The 19516-nt window shown below is 75.7% G+C and carries 18 protein-coding genes; 6 read left to right on the forward strand and 12 right to left on the reverse strand.

The features are described 5' to 3' along the window. Nucleotides 1–20: 20 nt before the first annotated feature. From ND486_RS28955 to ppc, 3 genes are all read right to left on the reverse strand, one after another. Nucleotides 21–821: an rRNA methyltransferase gene (locus tag ND486_RS28955; protein WP_308215824.1), complete on the reverse strand. Its 801-nt coding sequence runs from the start codon at nt 819–821 to the stop codon at nt 21–23. 49 nt (nt 822–870) lie between these two features. Continuing rightward, nucleotides 871–1071, reverse strand: a complete 201-nt coding sequence (locus ND486_RS08490) for a hypothetical protein (RefSeq protein WP_062398523.1) — start codon at nt 1069–1071, stop codon at nt 871–873. An 81-nt stretch (nt 1072–1152) separates the two neighbouring features. Next, nucleotides 1153–3921: a phosphoenolpyruvate carboxylase gene (gene ppc / locus ND486_RS08495; RefSeq protein WP_083658824.1), complete on the reverse strand. Its 2769-nt coding sequence runs from the start codon at nt 3919–3921 to the stop codon at nt 1153–1155. A gap of 208 nt (nt 3922–4129) precedes the next feature. Here ppc and ND486_RS08500 point away from each other — a divergent pair, with 208 nt between their 5' ends. Then, nucleotides 4130–6148 carry a beta-galactosidase gene (locus tag ND486_RS08500; RefSeq protein WP_251783540.1) on the forward strand — a complete coding sequence of 673 codons (2019 nt, stop codon included), beginning with the start codon at nt 4130–4132 and terminating at the stop codon, nt 6146–6148. Between the two features lie 106 nt (nt 6149–6254). Here the strand turns inward: ND486_RS08500 and ND486_RS08505 are convergent, their stop codons facing one another. Genes ND486_RS08505 through ND486_RS08525 form a run of 5 tightly spaced genes read right to left on the reverse strand, consistent with a single transcriptional unit; the run spans nt 6255 to nt 10252 of the window. Then, a complete protein-coding gene (locus ND486_RS08505; RefSeq protein WP_062398519.1) occupies nt 6255–6533 on the reverse strand; it encodes an HPr family phosphocarrier protein in 279 nt (92 codons plus the stop codon). A gap of 26 nt (nt 6534–6559) precedes the next feature. After that, nucleotides 6560–8074: a PTS fructose transporter subunit IIC gene (locus ND486_RS08510; protein ID WP_251783542.1), complete on the reverse strand. Its 1515-nt coding sequence runs from the start codon at nt 8072–8074 to the stop codon at nt 6560–6562. Continuing rightward, complete coding sequence (locus ND486_RS08515) at nt 8071–8520, reverse strand: PTS sugar transporter subunit IIA (protein ID WP_062398515.1); 450 nt, start codon at nt 8518–8520, stop codon at nt 8071–8073. The genes ND486_RS08510 and ND486_RS08515 overlap by 4 nt, the downstream gene beginning before the upstream one ends. Further along, nucleotides 8517–9464 carry a 1-phosphofructokinase gene (pfkB, locus tag ND486_RS08520; RefSeq protein WP_073576934.1) on the reverse strand — a complete coding sequence of 316 codons (948 nt, stop codon included), beginning with the start codon at nt 9462–9464 and terminating at the stop codon, nt 8517–8519. Before pfkB ends, ND486_RS08515 begins: the two co-directional genes overlap by 4 nt. A gap of 26 nt (nt 9465–9490) precedes the next feature. After that, nucleotides 9491–10252 (reverse strand): DeoR/GlpR family DNA-binding transcription regulator, encoded by a 762-nt coding sequence (locus ND486_RS08525; protein WP_251783544.1) that lies wholly within the window; start codon nt 10250–10252, stop codon nt 9491–9493. A gap of 98 nt (nt 10253–10350) precedes the next feature. Here ND486_RS08525 and ptsP point away from each other — a divergent pair, with 98 nt between their 5' ends. The 4 genes from ptsP (at nt 10351) to ND486_RS08545 (ending at nt 15162) form a co-directional block, all read left to right on the forward strand. Then, entirely contained in the window at nt 10351–12012 is a 1662-nt protein-coding gene (gene ptsP / locus ND486_RS08530) for a phosphoenolpyruvate--protein phosphotransferase (protein ID WP_251783546.1), read from the forward strand. A gap of 201 nt (nt 12013–12213) precedes the next feature. Next, the gene (locus tag ND486_RS08535) at nt 12214–13848 is read left to right on the forward strand and encodes a DICT sensory domain-containing protein (protein WP_251783548.1); all 1635 of its coding nucleotides are present in this window, start codon (nt 12214–12216) and stop codon (nt 13846–13848) included. 79 nt (nt 13849–13927) lie between these two features. After that, a complete protein-coding gene (locus tag ND486_RS08540) occupies nt 13928–14545 on the forward strand; it encodes a ClpP family protease (protein ID WP_251783550.1) in 618 nt (205 codons plus the stop codon). Between the two features lie 5 nt (nt 14546–14550). Continuing rightward, nucleotides 14551–15162, forward strand: a complete 612-nt coding sequence (locus tag ND486_RS08545) for a ClpP family protease (protein WP_062403890.1) — start codon at nt 14551–14553, stop codon at nt 15160–15162. Between the two features lie 11 nt (nt 15163–15173). Here ND486_RS08545 and ND486_RS08550 read toward each other — a convergent pair whose 3' ends face one another. The 3 genes from ND486_RS08550 to ND486_RS08560 all read right to left on the reverse strand — a co-directional run bounded on the left by ND486_RS08550 (nt 15174) and on the right by ND486_RS08560 (nt 16759). Continuing rightward, complete coding sequence (locus ND486_RS08550) at nt 15174–15455, reverse strand: helix-turn-helix domain-containing protein (protein WP_100878933.1); 282 nt, start codon at nt 15453–15455, stop codon at nt 15174–15176. Between the two features lie 71 nt (nt 15456–15526). Next, the gene (locus ND486_RS08555) at nt 15527–16372 is read right to left on the reverse strand and encodes an alpha/beta fold hydrolase (RefSeq protein WP_251783552.1); all 846 of its coding nucleotides are present in this window, start codon (nt 16370–16372) and stop codon (nt 15527–15529) included. Between the two features lie 66 nt (nt 16373–16438). After that, a complete protein-coding gene (locus ND486_RS08560; RefSeq protein WP_251783554.1) occupies nt 16439–16759 on the reverse strand; it encodes a metalloregulator ArsR/SmtB family transcription factor in 321 nt (106 codons plus the stop codon). A gap of 100 nt (nt 16760–16859) precedes the next feature. Between ND486_RS08560 and ND486_RS08565 the strand changes: the two genes are divergently transcribed. After that, the gene (locus ND486_RS08565; protein ID WP_251783556.1) at nt 16860–18791 is read left to right on the forward strand and encodes a heavy metal translocating P-type ATPase; all 1932 of its coding nucleotides are present in this window, start codon (nt 16860–16862) and stop codon (nt 18789–18791) included. Nucleotides 18792–18813: 22 nt separating this feature from the next. Here ND486_RS08565 and ND486_RS08570 read toward each other — a convergent pair whose 3' ends face one another. Continuing rightward, nucleotides 18814–19437: a TetR/AcrR family transcriptional regulator gene (locus ND486_RS08570; protein WP_208821612.1), complete on the reverse strand. Its 624-nt coding sequence runs from the start codon at nt 19435–19437 to the stop codon at nt 18814–18816. Nucleotides 19438–19516: the final 79 nt, after the last annotated feature.

The raw sequence follows: 19516 nt of genomic DNA on the forward strand, positions 1-19516 counted from the left end.
CGGCGGGCAGCCCTGCCCCGTCAGCCCTCCTGCAACGCCCCCGCCCGCACCAGGACGGCGGCCCGGTGCCCCACGCGGACCCGTTCGAGGGGCCGGGCCCCGCCCGGCAGCGGCACCGTCCGCCCGCGCCCGACGGCCACGACCACGGCGTCCGGGCGCAGCGCGGTCGCGACCGCGCGCAGGAACTCGACCCCGGGGTCCCGGTCGTCGGCGGCGGCGCGGACGGGCCCGGCGTCGGGGGCCGGGGTGCCGGCCACGCCGCCGGTCCGGGTGGGGGAGGCGGCCCAGGTCGTCCGGTGCCCGTGCGGCAGGTCGGCCAGGACCAGGTCCGGGCCGGTCCCGTGCGGACCCGCCCCGGCCAGTGCGCTGCGGACGGCGGCGGTGTCGCGGGCGTCGGCGAGGGTGACCGACCAGGCCGGGGTACCCGCCGGGACCAGGGTCCGGGCGGCGGTCGCGGCCTCGGCGTAGGACGGCTTGTCGTGCCGGGCCGCGAGGGCCTCGAGGTCCGCGGCGCGGGCGGTGAGGCCGCCCGGGTCGAGCAGGGCGAGGTTGCGCCGGGCCAGGTCGAGCGGCCCGGGGTCGGCGTCGGTGCCCACCACCCGCGCGAGGCCGGGCACGAGCAGGCCCAGCACGGTGAGCGTCGCCCCGGCGCCGCAGCACGGGTCCCACACGGTGAGCGGGGCGTCGGCGGGCAGGTGGACGCGGGCGCGGCCGGCGAGCTCGACGGTCAGTCGCACCGGGAGGGTCGGGCGGCCCGGCGCCGACGCCAGCACCGCATCGAGCGCCGCGTGGTTCGCGGCCGGGGCGTGGCGGTACTGCACCCGGGCAGTCCAGCAGCCCGCGCGCGCACCGGTTCCGGCGGGTGGCCGGTCAGCGGGTGCGGCGGTGCAGCCAGAACGCCACGCCGCCGACCAGCAGCGCGACGACCACCAGCGCGCCGACGATCTGCGGGCCCGCGGTCCCGGCCAGGTAGCTGAGCGGGAGCCCGGCCAGCGCGATGATCAGCACCCAGGCGACCACCCGGCGGGTCGCGGGGCCCTCCGGGCCGGGTGTGTTCCGATCGTGCTCCATGTCCGGAACGTACCGGTCGGGCGCGGCGGCGGTGCCGCCCCGGGTCCGGGCCCGCGTCCGGCCCGGCCCGGGCGCCGGGGCTCAGCCGGTGTTCTTCATCCCGGCCGCGATCCCGTTGATCGTCAGCAGCAGGGCGCGCTCGAGGTCGGGGTCCGGGTCGTCGCCCGCGGCCCGGCGCTGGGCGAGCAGCTCGACCTGCAGGTGGTGCAGCGGCTCGAGGTAGGTGTCGCGCACCGACAGCGTGCCCCGCAGCACCGGGTGCCGGGCGAGCAGCTGGTCCTCCCCGGTCACCGCGAGCAGCTCGCGGCGGGTCAGCTCGTGCTCGGCCCGGATCTGCGCGAACAGTCCCTGCTGCTCCGGCTCCACCAGGGTCGCGACGTAGTTCGACGCGATCCGCAGGTCGGTCTTCGCCAGCGTCATCTCGACGTTGCCGATCAGGTTCCGGAAGAACGCCCACTCCCGCATCTCGGCGAGCTCGTCGGCGTAGCCGGCCTCGCGGGCGGCCTTCAGCCCCGAGCCCAGGCCGTACCAGCCGGGCACGACCATCCGGGTCTGCGTCCAGCCGAACACCCACGGGATCGCCCGCAGGTCGTCGAGCGTCGGCTCGCCCTGCCCCGGTCGCTTCGACGGCCGCGACCCGACGTTGAGCCGCCCCAGCTCCTCCACCGGCGTCGCCGCGGTGAAGAACAGCGGCAGGCCCGGGTCGTCGACGAGCGTCCGGTAGGTCGCGGTGGCCGCCTCGGACACACAGTCCATGACCTCGTCCCACCGCTTCAGGGTCTCGGCCGGCCAGCGCGACGCCTGGTGCAGCAGCGACGCGTCCAGCATCGACGCCAGCAGGATCTCCAGGTTGTCGTGCGCCAGGCTGGGCAGCGAGTACTTGTCGGAGATGACCTCGCCCTGCTCGGTGAGCTTCATCGTGGCGTCGACCGACCCGAACGGGGCCGACGCGATGGCCTCACCGGCCGGGCCGCCACCGCGCCCGACCGACCCGCCGCGACCGTGGAACAGCCGCAGCCGCACCCCGTGCTCGGCGGCCACGTCGCGCAGCTGGCGCTGCGCCCGGTGGATCTGCCACTGCGACGCGGTGATCCCCGCGCCCTTGTTGGAGTCGGAGTACCCCAGCATGATCTCCTGCAGGTCACCGCGGTTGCGGACCTGCTGCCGGTACCCCGGGTCCGACAACAGCCCCTCCAGCAGCTCCCCGGCCCGGGACAGCTCCTCCACGGTCTCGAACAGCGGCACGAGGTCGATCGAGGAGCGCGGGTCGTCGCCGATCTCGACCATGTACGCCTCGCGGGCCAGCACGGCGACGGCGAGCAGGTCGTCGACGTCGCGGGCCATCGAGACGATGTAGGTCCGCACGACCTCGTCGCCGAACTCGTGCTGCAGCGCGTGCACCGTGTCGAACAGGTCCAGCACCGGCGCGGCGGCCTCGGGCACGCCGTAGTGGCGGCGGAACAGCGGCCGCTTGCTGCGCAGCTCCGCCGAGAGCAGCTCCCGGCGCTCGTCGCGGGTCAGCTCGGCGTAGGGCTTCTCCAGCTCGCCGAGCCCGTCGAACACCGCGCCGAGCGCGTCGTGGTGCTTCTGCGAGTGCTCGCGCACGTCCATCTCGACCAGGTGCAGGCCCAGCGCGCGGGCCGAGCGGATCGCCCGGGCCAGGGTGCCGCCGGCGATCCGGGCGCCGTGGTGGCCGCGCAGCGACCGGTCGACGACCAGCAGGTCCTCCAGGTAGCCGGCCGACCCCAGGTAGTCGACGCCCGGCTCGTGCGCGGCGCCGGCCGCGATCCGCCGGCGGGTGTTCTCCAGCCGGGCCGCGACGTAGGACAGCTTGAGCCGGTACGGCTCGTGCGCGTTGAGCCGGATGTAGCGGTCGTGCACCGCGGGCAGTGCGCGGCGGTCCCGGGCCAGCGAGCCGCGCAGCTCCTCCGACACCCCCATCACCCGCGTCGACACCGACAGCTCGAAGACCAGCTTCTCGACCAGCGCGGTGTGGATCCGGATCGCCCGGTCGGCGTTGAGCTCCAGCACCTCGCGGGTCACCGCGGGGGTGACGTTGGGGTTGCCGTCGCGGTCGCCGCCGACCCACGACCCCAGTACGAGCGGACGCGCGTCGTCGGGGATCTCCAGCCCGGCCTCGGCGGCCTCCCGGGCGAACTCGCCCAGCAGGTCGGGGACGGTCCGCTCGCCGAGCCGGGCCGCGAACCAGGCGACGTTGCGGGCCTCGTCGATCACCATCGGCTTGCCGGGGCGGATGTCGTCGGTCTGCCAGAGCAGGTCGACCAGCGCGGCGAGCTCCTCGTCGGGCGCCCGGTCGTCGAGGGCGTCGACGATCCGGCGCAGGATGCCCAGCACCGACTGCCGGGTCGACTCGGTCGGGTGCGCGGTGAACACCGGGCGCAGCTCGGCCCGGGCCAGCACGTCGGCGACCTCGTCCGGGTCGGCCTCGGTGGCCAGGCGGCGCAGCACCGTCCGCAGCGGTCGTGCGTCGACCGGGCGTAGTTCCCGCAGCTCACGGGACCGGTGCAGCTGCTCGGCGACGTTGGCCAGCTGGAAGTACTGGGAGAACGCCCGCGCCAGCAGTACCGCGGTGCCGGTGTCGATCCCGTCGAGCAGGGCCGCGACGACGTCCGGTCCGGCCTCGCCGCGCGCCGAGTCCCGGGCCGCCCGGCGCACCTGCTCGACCAGCTCCAGGACCTCGGGACCGGACTCGTCGGACAGCGTCCGCCCGAGCATCGTCGACAACCGCCGGATGTCGGCGCGCAGCGCCTTCTGCTCGCTCTCGCTGACGACGCCCGAGTGCGCGGTCAGCGAGTCGGGGGCGAGTGCGGTGGTCTCCGAGGGGCTCACGCAGGCTCTCCGGTTCTCCGCGCGGTGGCGCGGGTCGGGACGGGCCGCTCGCGTCGTCGGGAACGGGGTTTCGGGCAGCGGCATCGTCCCCCGCCGGCGCGGGGCGGGGCCATCGCTGGCGCCGCCCGTAACCCCGGGGAAACCTGATCCGCACGAACTCGGACACATCCGCACGACATCGCACATCATCGCGGGCCACACTGGGCGCATGACCCGCTGGCTGCGTCGCACCCCCGGTGCCTCCCGTCCCCGCATCGAGTTCGGGGCCGACTACAACCCCGAGCAGTGGCCCCGCGCGGTGTGGGAGTCCGACGTGGCGCTCATGCGCGAGGCAGGCGTGACGGTCGCGACCGTCGGCGTCTTCTCCTGGGCGCTGCTCCAGCCCGCGCCGGACCGCTGGGACCTCGGGTGGCTCGACGACGTGCTGGACCTGCTGCACGCGGGCGGGATCGCCGTCGACCTCGCGACGGGCACGGCGTCACCCCCGCCGTGGCTGCATCACCGGCACCCGGAGATCCTCGCCGTCGACGCCGACGGCCGGACCCTGGCGCCGGGCGGGCGCCAGCACCACCGCCCGACCTCCCCGGTGTTCCGCCGCCACGCCCTCGCCCTGGTCGAGCGGCTCGCCCGCCGGTACGGCGACCACCCCGCGCTCGCCGCCTGGCACGTGTCCAACGAGCTGGGCTGCCACGACGTCCACGACCACTCCGACGACGCCCAGGTCGCGTTCCGCGCCTGGCTGCAGCGCCGCTACGGCGACCTCGACCGGCTCAACCACGCCTGGGGCACCGCGTTCTGGTCCCAGCACTACGGCGACTGGGACGAGATCGGCACCCCGCGCCGCACCGGCCCGGGCACCCACCCGAACCCGACCCAGCAGCTCGACTTCGCCCGCTTCTCCTCCGACGCCCTGCTCGACCACCTGCGCGCGGAGCGGGACCTGCTTCACGCGCTCACCCCGGACGTGCCCGTGACCACCAACTTCATGGTGATGGGCGAGACCAGCGGCATGGACTACGCGACCTGGGCGCCCGAGGTCGACGTCGTCGCCAACGACCACTACGTGTTCCCCGGCCCGGACGCCCGCGACGAGCTGTCGTTCTCGGCCAACCTCACCGGCAACCTCGCCGGCGGGCACCCGTGGTGGCTGATGGAGCACTCGACGTCGGCGGTGAACTGGCAGCCGGTCAACCGCGCCAAGCGCCCCGGGGAGCTCGCCCGCGACGCGCTCACCCACCTCGCGCACGGGGCCGACGCGCTCTGCTTCTTCCAGTGGCGCCAGTCCGCGGCGGGCGCGGAGAAGTTCCACTCGGCGATGGTGCCGCACGCCGGGCCGGCCTCGGCGCTGTTCCGCGACGTCACCGCGCTCGGGGCGACCCTGCGCGACCTGGCCCCGGTCGCCGGGGCGCGACGGGTCCCCGCGCCGGCCGCGGTGCTGTGGGACTGGCCGTCGTGGTGGGCGGCCGAGCAGCCGTTCACCCCGACCACCGAGCTGCGCTACAAGGCCGAGGCACTCGGCTGGTACCGGGCGTTCCTCGACGCCGGGGTGCGGGCCGACGTCACGTCCGCCGACGCGGACCTGTCCGGCTACGGGCTGGTCGTCGCCCCGGTGCTGCACGTGGTCGGCCCGGACCGGGCGGCCGCGCTGACCGCCTACGTCGGGGCCGGTGGGCACCTGGTCACCACCTACTTCTCCGGCACCGTCGACGACGACGCGCACGCCGTCCTCGGCGGCTACCCGGGCGCGCTGCGCGACCTGCTGGGCATCCGGGTCGAGGAGTTCGCGCCGCTCGACCCGGGCGCCGTCGTCGAGCTCGACGACGGCTCCACCGGTGACCTGTGGAGCGAGGCCGTGCAGGTGGTGGACCCGGCCGTCGAGGTGCTCGCCCGCTGGACCGGCGGCGGTACCGACCCGGCCGCGGGGGACCTCGCCGGGCTGCCCGCGGTGACCCGCCGCCCGGTCGGGGACGGATCGGCGACCTACGTCCCGACCCGCCTCGCCGACCGCGCCCCGCTGCTGCGACGCCTGCTGGCCGCCGCCGGGATCGCCCCCGAGCTGCCCGGCGAGCTGGTGGGCCGGGTGGAGCTGGTCCGCCGCGACGGCTTCCGGTTCGTCGTCAACCGGACCGACGTCCCCGTCGACCTGGGGCCGCTCGGCGCGGCGGAGGTGCTCGCCGGCCCGGCAGGCACCCTGCCCCCGCGCGGGGTGGCCGTCCTGCGGGACTGAGCTGCGGGATCTCGGCAGCGGCGGCGGGATCGGGGTGCGGACGGCCGGACGCCCCGCCGCGCGGGAGGCGCGGCGGGGCGTCGGGGTCGTACCGGGTGACGCGGGGTCAGCTCGCGTCGAGGTCCTGCTCCAGCAGCTCCGCCAGGGCCGCGACGGCGGCCTCGCCCTGCTCGTCGTCGGAGGAGGTCAGCACGACCTCCTCGCCGGACTTCACTCCCAGGCCCATCACCGACAGGATCGAGGCGGCGTCGACCGGACCACGCTCGCCGTCGGCGGTCCCGATCCTCACCTTGACCCCCTGCTCCTTGGCGGCGGTCACGAACAGGTTGGCGGGGCGGGCGTGCAGCCCGACCGACGAACCGACCTTCACACGGCGCTCGGCCATGGTGGGTGCTCCTTCTCTCGGGTGGGTCAGCCCGCGACCGGCGCGGCGACCGGGGCGGTGGCGGTCTGCTCGGCGGCGGCCGGAGCCGGGGTGCGGCGGGCCGACTTCAGGCCGACGACCAGGGCGGCGGAGACCAGGGTGCCCGCGATGATCGCCAGCAGGTAGGCGAACGGGTTGCCGATCAGCGGGACCACGAAGATGCCGCCGTGCGGGGCCCGCAGGGTCGCGCCGAAGGCCATCGACAGCGAGCCGGCGACCGCGGACCCGGCCATCAGCGACGGGATGACCCGCAGCGGGTCGGCCGCGGCGAACGGGATCGCGCCCTCGGTGATGAACGAGGCGCCCAGCAGCCAGGCGGCGCGCCCGTTCTCCTGCTCGGCCTTGGTGAACAGGTTCTTGCGGACGGCGGTGGCCAGGGCCAGCGCCAGCGGCGGGGTCATGCCGGCGGCCATGACCGCGGCCATGATCATCAGCGCGGTCTCGGAGCCGGTGGACAGCCCGGCGACGGCGAAGGCGTAGGCGGCCTTGTTGACCGGGCCGCCCATGTCGAAGGCCATCATCAGGCCGAGCAGCGCGCCGAGCAGGATCGCGTTGGTGCCCGAGAGGCCGTTGAGCCAGTTGGTGAGGCCGGTCGTCGCGGCGGCCAGCGGGGTGCCGACCAGCACGAACATGATGAAGCCGACGACGGCCGTACCGATCAGCGGCAGCACCAGCACCGGCATGATCCCGGCCAGGGCGCGCGGCGGCTGCCACAGCTTCAGACCGTAGATGACCGCACCGGCGAGCAGGCCGGCGACCAGGCCGCCGAGGAACCCGGCGTGGGTGTTGACGGCGATCATGCCGCCGACGAAGCCGGGCACCAGGGCCGGGCGGTCGGCGATGGCGTAGGCGATGAAGCCGGCCAGCACCGGCACCAGGAAGCCGAACGCGAGCGCGCCTGTCTGGAACAGCAGCGCCGCCCAGGACTGCAGCGCGCCCGGGTCGAACGCGACGGAGGCGACGCCGTTGTCGTCGAACGACACGATGTCGGGGGCCTCGGTGATCTGGTAGCCGCCGAGCGCGAAGCCCAGCGCGATCAGCAGACCGCCCGCGGCGACGAACGGGATGACGTAGGAGACGCCGGTCATCAGCCAGCCGCGCAGCTTCGAGCCGAAGCCGGCTCCGAAGTTCTTGGTGGCCATCTCCGGCTCGCCGTCGGCCCGCTGGGCCGGGACGACCGCGCTGCCCTTGGGCTGCGCGGTCGCCTTGGCGACGGCCTGCTCGATCAGGCCCGGCGCGCCGCCGATGGCCTTCTTGACCGGGGAGGTGACGGTCGGCAGGTGCGCGAAGCGCTCCTTGTCCCGCACCTCGACGTCGGCGGCGAGGATGATCGCCTCGGCCTCGTCGAGCTGGGCCTGGGTGAAGGGCGTCGAGCCCGCGGAGCCCTGGGTCTCGACGACGATCTCGTGACCCGCCTCCTCGGCGGCGACCTCGAGGGCCTCGGCGGCCATGTAGGTGTGGGCGATGCCCGTCGGGCATGCGGTGACGGCGAGGAGCTTCATGCTCCCACCTCCTGCTGGATGAAGGTCGCGACGGCGGCCGGGTCGGTGGCGTTGCGGAGCTCGTTCTTGAACGAGGCACGGACCAGGCGACGGGCCAGCGCAGCGAGCACCGTCATGTGGTCGGTGTTCCCGCCCTCGGGGGCGGCGATCATGAAGATGAGGTCGGCGGGGCCGTCCTCGGCACCGAAGTCGACACCCGACGGCGCCCGGCCGAAGGCCAGGGTCGGCTCGGTGACGGCCGCGGAACGGCAGTGCGGGATGCCGATGCCGCCCTCCAGGCCGGTCGGCATCTGGGCCTCGCGGGCCTCGATGTCGGCGAGGAACCGGTCGAGATCGGTGACCCGGCCGGCCTTCACCAGGCGCTCGGCGAGCGCGGTGACGGCGGTCTTCCGGTCGGCCGACGGCACGTCGAGGTCGACCAGATCAGCGGTGATCAGGGCAGTCATGCGGCATCTCCGGTGAGGGCGAGGGTGACGTCCGGCGTGGGGGCCAGTTCGACGTCGTCGATTCGGATGTCGGCCGGACCCGGCGTGGCGGAGCCGGGCAGTCGGCAGGCGGCGGCGCCGTAGGCCACGGCCTGCCGCAGGGCGTCGGGTCCCTCCCCACCCGCGGCCAGGAACCCGGCCAGGGTGGAGTCACCGGCGCCCACCGTGCTGAGCACGGTGATCGGAGGGGTCCGGGCGTGGTACTCGCCGGACCGGTCGACCAGCAGGGCGCCACCGGCACCCAGGCTGACCAGGACCGCACCGATCCCGCGGGCACGCAGCTCGCGGGCGGCCAGCAGCACGTCGCCGAGGCTGCCCAGGGGGCGCCCGACGAGCTCGGCCAGCTCGGCGTGGTTGGGCTTCACGAGGTCGGGGGCCGCCGCGACGGCGTGGTGCAGCGGCGCGTCCGAGGTGTCGATCGCGACCTTCAGGCCGGGACGGCGGCAGCGCCGGGTCAGCTCGGCGTGGAAGTCGTCGCCGACCCCCGGGGGGAGCGACCCGCAGCTGACCAGCCAGGTGGCGCCCGCGCCGAGGGCGCAGGCGCGCTGGAACAACGCCTCGACCTCGTCGGCGGACAGCCGCGGGCCCGGCTCGTTGATTTTGGTGGTGACGCCGTCCGGCTCGACCAGGGTGATGTTGACCCGGGTGGCCTCGGCGACGGGGACGGCGACGGTCGTGACGTCGGTCGGCTCCAGCAGCGCCGCGAGGCGCTCACCGGGGGTGGCGCCCGACGGCATCAGGGCCACCGCCCGGTGCCCGGCCGAGGCCAGCGCACGGGCGACGTTGACGCCCTTGCCGCCGGGGTCGACCCGGACGGACCCGGCGCGGTGCACCTCGCCGCGCACCAGGTGCGGCAGCGCGATCGTCCGGTCCAGGCTCGGGTTCGGGGTGACCGTCACGAACATGGGCGGGGTCGGGAGCGTGCGGGGGGTCATGCGCGTACCACCTTCGGGCCGGCGGCCTCCAACCCGGCGGCGTCCGCCGGGTCGAGGCCGGTGTCGGTGATCAGCGTGTCGACCTCGGCCAGCGTGCCGAAGCGGACGAACTGGTCGGAGCCGAACTTGCTGGCGTCGGCGAGGACGACGGTGCGGCGGGCGGCGCGCAGCATCGCCCGCTTGGTCGCGCCCTCGCCGGTGTCCGGGGTGGTGAGGCCGCGCGTCACGGAGAAGCCGTTGGTCCCGACGAAGGCGACGTCGATCGTGAGACCGGCCAGCACCTCGGTGCCCCAGTCGTCGACGGTGGCCAGCGTCGTCCCGCGGACCCGGCCGCCGAGCAGCCGCAGGTCCACGTTCGGGCGCCCGGCCAGCGAGGACGCGATCGGCAGCGAGTTGGTGACGACGGTGACGTCGCGCTCGCGGGGCAGGGTGCTCGCGAGCCGGGAGGTCGTGGTCCCGGCGTCGAGCAGGACGGTCGCGGCGGTGCCCAGCTCGGCGAGGGCGGCCTTGGCGATCCGCTCCTTCTCCGCGCCGAACTGGCTGTCGCGCTGGCCGACCCCGGGCTCGAAGTTCAGCAGGTCCGACGGGATCGCCCCGCCGTGCACCCGCCGGACGAGGGCCTGGCGCTCCAGGGCCCCGAGGTCCCGGCGGATGGTCTCGGGGGTGACATCGAGCTCCTCGGCGACAGCGGCCACGTCGACCCGGCCCCGGTCCCGGGTCCGGTCGAGCAGCCACTGCTGACGCTCCGCTGCGTACATCTTTGTTCGCTCCCGCTTCGATGCTTGATTGTGTCTGAGTATGTGGGTTTTACTGTGTTTGTCAACGGGTCACGTCGAAGTAACCCCGGGAGCCACTCATGCCGAGCACGACCGCCCTCACCGGAATCCCCGCCAGCCCCGGCCGCGCCGGCGGCCGCGTCGTCCGCGTCGCCGAGCCGCCGGGCGAGCCGGCCGCCGGCCCCGCCCCGGCCGACGCCGCCGCCGAGGCCGCCCGGATCGCGCCGGCCGTCGAGCTGGTGTCGCAGCGCCTGACCGCGCGCGCCGCGACCGTCACCGGCGACGCGCGCGAGGTGCTGGAGGCGACCGTGACGATGGTCGGCGACCCGGCGCTGCTGGAGAGCGCGCAGGCGCTGGTCACCGAGCAGGGGCGGCCCGCCGCGCGCGCGGTGTGGGAGGCCGCGAACTCCTTCGCCGAGATGCTGTCGTCGATGGGCGGCTACATGGCCGAGCGCGCCCGCGACATCCACGACGTGCGCGACCGGATCGTCGCGGAGCTGCTGGGGCTGCCCGCGCCGGGCGTCGCCGACCTGGACGCGCCCGCCGTGCTCGTCGCGACCGACCTGGCCCCGGCCGACACCGCCGGGCTGAAGCCGGGCGTCGCGCTCGCCCTGGTCACCGAGCAGGGCGGCCCGACCAGCCACACCGCGATCCTCGCGCGTTCGCTGGGGATCCCCGCGGTCGTCGGCTGCGCGGGCGCGACCCGGATCGCCGAGGGCGCCGCGCTGACCGTCGACGGCGGCACCGGTGAGGTCGTCGAGGTCGCCACCCTCGACGAGGCCACCGCGTTCGCCGCCGCCGCCTCGGTCACCGCCGAGTGGGACGGCGTCGGCCGCACCGCCGACGGCCGTGTCGTGCCGGTCCTGGCCAATGTCGGCGACGGCCCCGGCGCGGCGAAGGCCGCGGAGGCCCGGGCCGAGGGGGTCGGCCTGTTCCGCACCGAGCTCGCGTTCCTCTCCGCGGCCGAGGAGCCGACCGAGGCCGCCCAGCGCGAGGTCTACACCGCGGTGCTGTCCGCGTTCGGCGGCAAGCCGGTCACCGCCCGCACCCTCGACGCCGGCGCGGACAAGCCGCTGCCGTTCCTGTCGCTCGACGGCGAGCCCAACCCGGCGCTGGGCGTACGCGGCCTGCGGATCGCCCGCGTCCCCGGCAACGGCGACGGCGTGCTGGAGCGCCAGCTCGCCGCGCTCGCCGCCGCGGCGAAGGAGACCGGCGTCGCGCTCAAGGTGATGGCGCCGATGGTCGCCACCGCCGAGGAGGCGCGCTGGTTCGTGCAGCGTTGCCGGGCGCACGGCATCTCCCAGGCCGGCGTGATGATCGAGATCCCGGCCGCGGTGCTCACCGCCGACGAGATCATGGCCGAGGTCGACTTCGTCTCGGTCGGCACCAACGACCTGGCCCAGTACCTGTTCGCCGCGGACCGCCAGTCCGGGCCGGTGGCCGCGCTCAACGACCCGTGGCAGCCGGCGCTGCTGCGGCTGATCGGGCTGCTCGGCGAGGCGTCGGCGCGCACCGGCACCCCGGTCGGGGTGTGCGGTGAGGCCGCGGCCGACCCGGGGCTCGCCGCGGTGCTGGTGGGGCTCGGCGTCGCGAGCCTGTCGATGGGCTCGGGTGCGCTCGCCGCGGTCGGGGCGAACCTGGCCGGGCTGACGGTGGAGCAGTGCCGGGAGCGGGCCCGCGCGGCCTGCGCCGCGGCCGACCCGATCGCGGCCCGCCGCGCGGTCGCCGCTCTCGACGGCTGATCGCCGTTCGTCGCGTTCGTCCTCCCGCTCGGCTGCGCGGTGGGCGGACCGGCGATCGTCACACCGCTGGTCGCAGTGACCTGTGGCCCCACCGGACGTACCCGGCCACCGGTTGCCCTCGGCGACCCGCGGTTGTTGGGTCGACACACGGCGTGATCCCGTGTCGCGAACCGGGCGCCGTCCGACGACCGGAGGTCACCCATGTCCGAGGGACCGCTTGCCCACGCCGTCCGGGTGGCCTCGGAGCAGGCCTACGTCGACGGGCTGTCCGAGGGCCGCCGCGAGGCCTGGGAGCGGGCCTCGGGCGCGCGCCCGGAGCCGGCGTCGAAGCGGCTGCTCGTGCACCTGTCGCACTCCATCGAGCGCGCGGTGATGTCCGGGCCGCGGGAGGACCCGACGGTCGTCGTCGCGCTGTTCCAGCAGCTGCGCTTCTTCGACCGCGAGCGCGAGGTCTACGCGCGGATGGCCCAGGCCGGGATGCACGTCGTCGTCGCGTTCGCCGACGGCGGGGTGCACGACGTGCCGGACGGCGTCCACCTCGTGGTGCTGGACCCGGACGAGCCGCTGGCGTCGGAGTGGAGCGTGGTCGCGCTCGGGTCCGGGGCGGGTGCGTTCCTGGTCGCGACCGACCAGTACGCCCGCGACCCGCGGGAGCGGGGCGAGGCCGGGCGGGTGTTCCTCGGCCGCTGGGGCTACGCCCGCGCCCAGGCCGGGACCGAGCTCGCGCGGCTGCGGTTCGCGCTGGGGGACCGGCTGCCGGCCTCGGTACGGCGCACGGTCGACGAGCTGCTCGGCTCCTCGATGCCGACCGGCGGGGACCCGGCGGCCTCGGCGGGCACCACCGGCGAGGCCTGGGCGACGACCTCGCTCAACCACATGATCGACCGGCTGCTGTCGGCCCGGGCCGGCACCCGTGAGCTGCGGTCCCAGCTGGCCGACGCCCAGCGTGCCGCGGCCGCCCGTGCCGCCGCCGCGGTCGACCCGGCGAGCGGTCTGCCCACCGCCGAGGCCCTGGACCGCTTCGCCGGTCCGGCGGGGCCGGAGACGCTGCCCGTCGGCGTCGCGCTGTTCGACCTGCCCGGCCTCGACGGCTCCGTCGTGCACGACGACGACCGCGCCGCCTGGTTCGCCGCCCACCAGGTCGCGGCGGCGATGACCCAGCCGCTCGGCCCGGTCGACGCGGCCCTGCGGCTGTCCGAGCGCGAGTTCGCGCTGGTCGTGCCCGGTGCCTCGGACCGGCATCTGGCCGGGCTCTGCGACCGGGTCGGCGAGCGCCTGGCGCTGGCCTCGCAGGGCTGGCCGGGCATCGCGCTGGCCGGGCGGGTCGCGTTCGCGGTCACGAGGACCCGGCCGCTGCCGCTGGCGGACCTGCGCGCGGCGCTGGCCCACCTGCCCGAGGAGCCGGGCGACGCCGGCCCGGTCGACGCCGGCCGGAACCCGGCCGGGGACCGCATCGTCGTCGCCGCGACCGGGCGGGAGGGCGTCGGGCCGCGGCCGTCCCCGGAGCCGTCGGCCGCGGCCCGGCACCGCGGTCCCGACGACGTCGCACCGCGCCCGCGCCCGGCCGCGAACGGCGGCGGGATGGACGACCCGGTCGCGCCCCCGCCCGACGCGCACGCCCCGCCGCCGCGGCCCGCGCCGGCCCCGCCGCCGTCGCGGCCCCGGCCCTACCTCGACGCGTCCTCGACCGGCCCGCAGCCGGTCACCGGTGAGGCGGCCGCCGACCCGCGGGCCGCGGCGCAGGAGGCGCTGCGCCGCCTGGTCCAGGGCGACCGGGGTGCCGACTACGACGTGTTCGCCGACCGGCACCGCGACAACGGCGGTCACCCCGGCTGACCGGCGCGTTCGCCCTGGGCGGAGCTGCCCTGGGCAGAACCGGGCGCGGACCGGGCCGTCCCCCGGCCACGGTGGGGTCATGAGCGACTCACCGCGCACCCCGCGCTTCGACGACCGCGCCCGCCGCGACCTCTACGACCAGCGCGTCGTGGTGCTCGACGGCCCCCTCGACGACGACAACGGCACCCTGCTCGCCACCCAGGTCGTGGCACTGGCCGCCCGTGACCCGGACGCCGACATCGCCTTCTGGATCCACTCGCCCGGCGGGTCGGTGCCGGCGATGCTGGCGCTGCGGGACCTGTTCCGGCTGGTGCCCTGCGACGTCTCGACGCTCGTGCTCGGCATCGCCTACAGCGCGGGGCAGTTCCTGCTCTCGGCGGGCACCCCGGGCAAGCGCCGCGCGCTGCCGCACTCGCGGGTGCTGATGCACCAGGGCTCGTCGGGGATCGGCGGGACGGCCGTCGACATCGAGCTGCAGGCCGACGACCTGCGCCACACCCGCGACACCGTGCTCGGCCTCATCGCCCGGGACACCGGGCAGCCGGTGGACCGGATCTTCACCGACTCGCTGCACGACCGCTGGTACTCCGCGGCCGAGGCGCTCGACTACGGCTTCGTCGACGCCGTCGTCGACCGGTTCGACCAGGTGGTGCCGCGCCGCGGTGCCGTCCCGACCGGCTTCGGCGTGGGGCGGTGACGGCGGTGAGCACCTACACGATCCCGAACGTCATCGCCCGCACCCCGGGCGGCGAGCGGGTCCTCGACGTCTACTCCCACCTGCTCACCGAGCGGGTCGTCTACCTGGGCACCGAGATCGACGCGGGCGTGGCGAACGCGTTGATCGCCCAGCTGCTGTTCCTGGAGGCCGACGACCCCGACCGCGAGGTGCAGCTCTACGTCAACTGCGGGGGCGGCGACCCCAGCGCGATGCTCGGCATCTACGACACCCTGCGCCACGTCCGCTGCCCGGTCGCGACGACGTGTGTCGGCCAGGCCGTCTCGGTGGGTGCGGTGCTGCTCGCCGCCGGGACCGAGGGCCGTCGCGGCGCGCTGCCGCACGCCCGGGTCGTGCTGCACCAGCCGGCGGCGCAGGGCCGCGGGTCCATCCCGGACCTGATCCTGCAGGCCGACGAACTGGTCCGGATCCGCGCCGACATCGAGGAGATCCTGGCCCGGCACACCGGGCAGACGGTCGAGCGGTTGCGCGCCGACACCGACCACGACCGCGTGTTCACCGCGTCCGCGGCCCGGGACTACGGCCTGCTCGACACCGTGCTCGAACCGCAGCCGCCGCGCACCCGCGAGCGTCGCTGAGCGGCGCCGGGTCAGGCCGCCAGCGCGTAGGCGCACTGCGGCCCGCGTGCCCGCGGCGCCGTCGCGAGACCGTCGGCGACGCCACGGGTCAGCGCGGCCAGGTCGGTCCCGAGCGCCCCGGCGACGGCGGCGATCATCTCGCTGGAGGGCTCCTTGCGGCCCCGCTCCACCTCCGAGAGGTACTGCGGGGACACCCCGGCGCGCCCGGCCGTCGCGTGCAGGGTCTCACCGCGGGCGTGCCGCCGTCGTCGCAGCTCACGACCGAGTGCGTGCCGCCAGAGGGGTTCGCTCATGGGGGCACGGTAGGGCCCGGCGGGGGCCGCGGTCCCCGGGTTCCGCCCACAGCGGAACCCGGGGCGGGCGCTCAGGCCTTCAGGAAGTCGAGCAGCGCGGCGTTGAACTCGTCGGGGTGGGTGGCGTTGAGGCCGTGCGGGCCGCCCTCGATCAGCACGAGCTGAGCGCCCTCGATCGCCTCGTGCGAGCGCTTGCCGGAGACCTCGAACGGGACGATGGCGTCGGCGTCGCCGTGGACGACCAGGGTCGGGACGCCGGCGTCGGAGACCTTCTGCACGTCGTCGCGGAAGTCGGTGCGTCCGAACGCGGTGATGCAGTCCAGGGTGCCCTTCGGCGACGCGAACTCGGCGATCGCGCGGTGGTAGGCACGGTTCGGCTCGCTGATCAGGTCGGTCCGGTCGCCCGCGGCGAAGAAGTTCGACGTGAACTCCTCCAGGAAGGCGATCCGGTCACCGGTGACGCCGCCCTGGAACTGCTCGATGGTGGCGTCGTCGAGACCGCCGTCGGGGTTGTCGTCGGACCGGTAGAGGTACGGCGGCACGGCGGCGGCCAGCACGGCGCGGGCGACCCGGTCGGTGCCGTGCTTCGCGATGTAGCGGACGACCTCGCCGCCGCCCATCGAGAACCCGACGAGGGTGGCCTCGCGCAGGTCGAGGTGCACGAGCAGGGCGTGCAGGTCGTCCGCGAAGGTGTCGTAGTCGTAGCCGTCCCAGGGCTGGGAGGACTGACCGAAGCCGCGACGGTCGTAGGTCACGACCCGGTGGCCGGCGTCGACCAGCGCGGGGACCTGCTTCTCCCAGGACCTCCCCGACAGCGGCCAGCCGTGGATCAGCACGACGGGGGCGCCGGAGCCCTGGTCGGTGTAGTGCAGCTCGACCGGGCTGCCGTTCTCGGTACCGATGCTGAGCTGGGGCATGGGGGTGCACTCCTCCGGGAAGATCGGTTGTGTCCTCCCGATCCGCGTACCCGCCCCGCCGCGAACCTACCCGTCGACGACCGTGCCCTGCCCGAGCATCCGCTCCAGCACGGCGCGGACGGCCGCGTCCTCCACGGTGTAGTACACGTAGGTCCCCTCGCGCCGGTTCTCGACCAGGCCCGACAGTCGCAGCTTCGACAGGTGCTGGCTCACCGCGGTGGGGGCGGCGCCGACCAGGTCGGCGAGGCACGCCACCGAGGACTCGCCCTGCAGCAGTGCCCAGAGGATCTTGACCCGGGTCGGGTCGGAGAGCATGCGCATCGCGTCCGCCACCCGGCGGACCTCGTCCTCGGGCGGCATCGCGAAGCCGTGGATGGACTCGTGCACGACGCCGAGGATACCTGCGTGACTGCGCGGATGGTCCACCGTCTCACCATGTGGATGGCTGACTGCGTATCTTCGTGAATGCGCAGGTACGGTTCCACGCATGCGATCCGCTCTGACCCTGCCCGAGGTCCGCTGGGCCGGGGCCTCCCTGCTGGCCTTCCTGGCGGCGCTCGGGGCCGACCTGCTCGGCGCGCCGTCCGCGGTGGTCGTCGGCCTGTACCTGGCCTGCTACGTCCTCGGCGGCTGGGAGCCCGCGCTCGAGGGCCTGCGTGCGCTCGGGGAGAAGCGGCTCGACGTCGACCTGCTGATGATCGTCGCCGCGGTGGCCGCGGCCGCGATCGGGCAGTGGTTCGACGGCGGCCTGCTCATCGTCATCTTCGCGACCTCCGGGGCGTTGGAATCGGTCATGACCGCCCGCACCCGGGCCAGCATCGACGCCCTGCTGGACCTCGCCCCGGAGACCGCCACCGTCGTCGACGAGGACGGCACCGAGCGTGTCGTCCCCGCCGCCGGGCTCGTCGCGGGACAGGCGGTGCTGGTGCGTCCGGGCGAGCGGGTCCCCGGCGACGGCACCGTGCTCGGCGGGGTCTCGGAGGTCGACACCTCCGCGCTGACCGGCGAGCCGGTCCCGGCCCGTACCGGGCCGGGCGACCCGGTCCTCGCGGGCACCGTCAACGGCACCGGGGTGCTGCGGGTCCGGGTCTCGCGCGACGCCGCGGACACCGTCGTCGCGGGGGTCGCCGCGCAGGTCGAGCGGGCCGCCGAGACCAAGGCGGGCCGCCAGCTGTTCATCGAGCGCGTCGAGCAGCGCTACTCGGTGCTGGTCGTCGCGGGGACGGTGCTGCTGCTCGCGGTACCGCTGCTGCTCGGTGCCCCGTTCACCGAGACGCTGCTGCGCGCGATCGTCTTCATGATCGTGGCCTCGCCGTGCGCGATCGTGCTCGCGACGATGCCGCCGCTGCTCGCCGCGGTCGCGGTGTCCGGCCGGCGCGGGACGCTGGTCAAGGACGTCACCGTGCTGGAGGCGCTCGCCGAGGTCGACACCGTGGTGCTCGACAAGACCGGCACGCTGACCTCCGGCCGGCCGCAGGTGGTGTCGGTGACCCCGCTCGGGTCCCGTCGCGCCGACGAGCTGCTCGCCCTGGCCGGGGCCGCCGAGGCCGGCAGCGAGCACGTACTGGGCCGGGCGGTGCGCGCGCACGCCCTGGAGCGCGGCCTGCACCTGCCCCACGCCGAGGGGTTCACCGCGGTCCCGGGCGAGGGTGTGCGGGCGGTCGTCGGCGGGCGGACCGTCGCCGTCGGGCGCCCGGAGCTCGCCGGTGACGTGGAGGTCCCCGGGGTCGCCGCGCTGCAGGAGGCGGGGCGGACCGCCGTCGTCGTGCTGGTGGACGGCGAGCCCGCCGGGGTGGTCGGGCTGTCCGACGAGCCGCGTCCGGGTGCCGCGACCGCGCTCGCCGCGCTGCGCCGCGAGGTCGGCGGCGACCCGCAGGTCCTCACCGGCGACGCCGAGCGCCCGGCCCGGGTGCTCGCCGACCGGCTCGGCCTGACCCGGGTGCGGGCCGGGCTGCTGCCCGACGGCAAGGTCGAGGTCGTCCGCGCCGAGCAGGCCCGGGGCCGCCGGGTGCTCGCCGCGGGCGACGGCATCAACGACGCGCCGCTGCTCGCGTCGGCCGACGTCGGCCTCGTGGTCTCCGAGGGGGCGGGGGCGCTGTCCCTGGAGGCCGCCGACGGCGTGCTCACCCGTGACCCGCTCGGCTCGCTGGCCCCGCTGGTCGTGCTGGCCCGGCGGGCTCGGCGGATCGCGCGGGCGAACCTGGCCTTCGCCGCCACGGTGATCGTGGTCCTGGTCGGGTGGGACCTGATCGGGACGTTGCCGCTGGTCGTCGGCGTCGCCGGGCACGAGCTGTCCACGGTGCTGGTGTGCCTGAACGGGCTGCGGCTGCTCGTCGTCGCGCGCCGGGAGGACCGGCGGGCCCGGGCCGCCGTCGCGCCGGTCGCCGTGGATCCCGAACGGGAGCGCGTCGGGGCCTGACGGGTGCTCCGGCCGGTGCTGCTCAGGCCGGGGCGACCGCCAGCGCGGCCAGCGCCATCCGGCGCAGCACCGCGGCCCGGGCGTCCGCCCCGCGCGGGGACGGCTGCTCGGCCCGCGGTGCGTACGGCGTGGAGTTGAGCAGGCCGAACACCCCGTGGGCGACGGTGCGGGCCTCGGCCGGGGCGACGTCGGGGTGCGCCCGGCGCAGCGTGTCCACCCACAGCTCGACGTAGGTGCGCTGCAGCCGCCGCACGGTGCGGCGCGGCTCCTCGGGCAGGTTCGCCAGGTCCCGGTCCTGCACGACGATCAGCTCCGGCTCGCGGGTCGCGAACGCGACGTGGAAGTCGACGAGGTCGGCCAGCGCGGCACGGGGGTCGTCGTGGTGGACGCGGGCGCGGCCGCCGTCGAGCAGGCGCTCGGAGATGTCGATGAGCAGCTCGGCGAGCAGCGCCTCCTTGCCGGGGAAGTGCCGGTAGAGGGCGGGGCCGCTGACGCCGACCGCGGCGCCCAGGTCGGCGATGCTCACCCCGTGGAAGCCGTGCCGGGCGAACAGCCGGGCCGCCTCGGTGAGGATCTGCTCGCGCCGCGACGGGGCCTCCGTGCGCGCGCCCGCGCCGTCCGCGGGGGAGGGGCCTGCTGCGACCATCGGACGATCGTAGCGTCGTCGGTTAACGGTTGTTAACGCGCCGTGCGGTCCGTCTCAGGCTCCGCACAGGTCGGCGGCG

It is taken from the genome of Pseudonocardia sp. DR1-2, assembly GCF_023717215.1.
In the GTDB taxonomy this organism is placed as follows: Bacteria; Actinomycetota; Actinomycetes; order Mycobacteriales; family Pseudonocardiaceae; genus Pseudonocardia; species Pseudonocardia alni.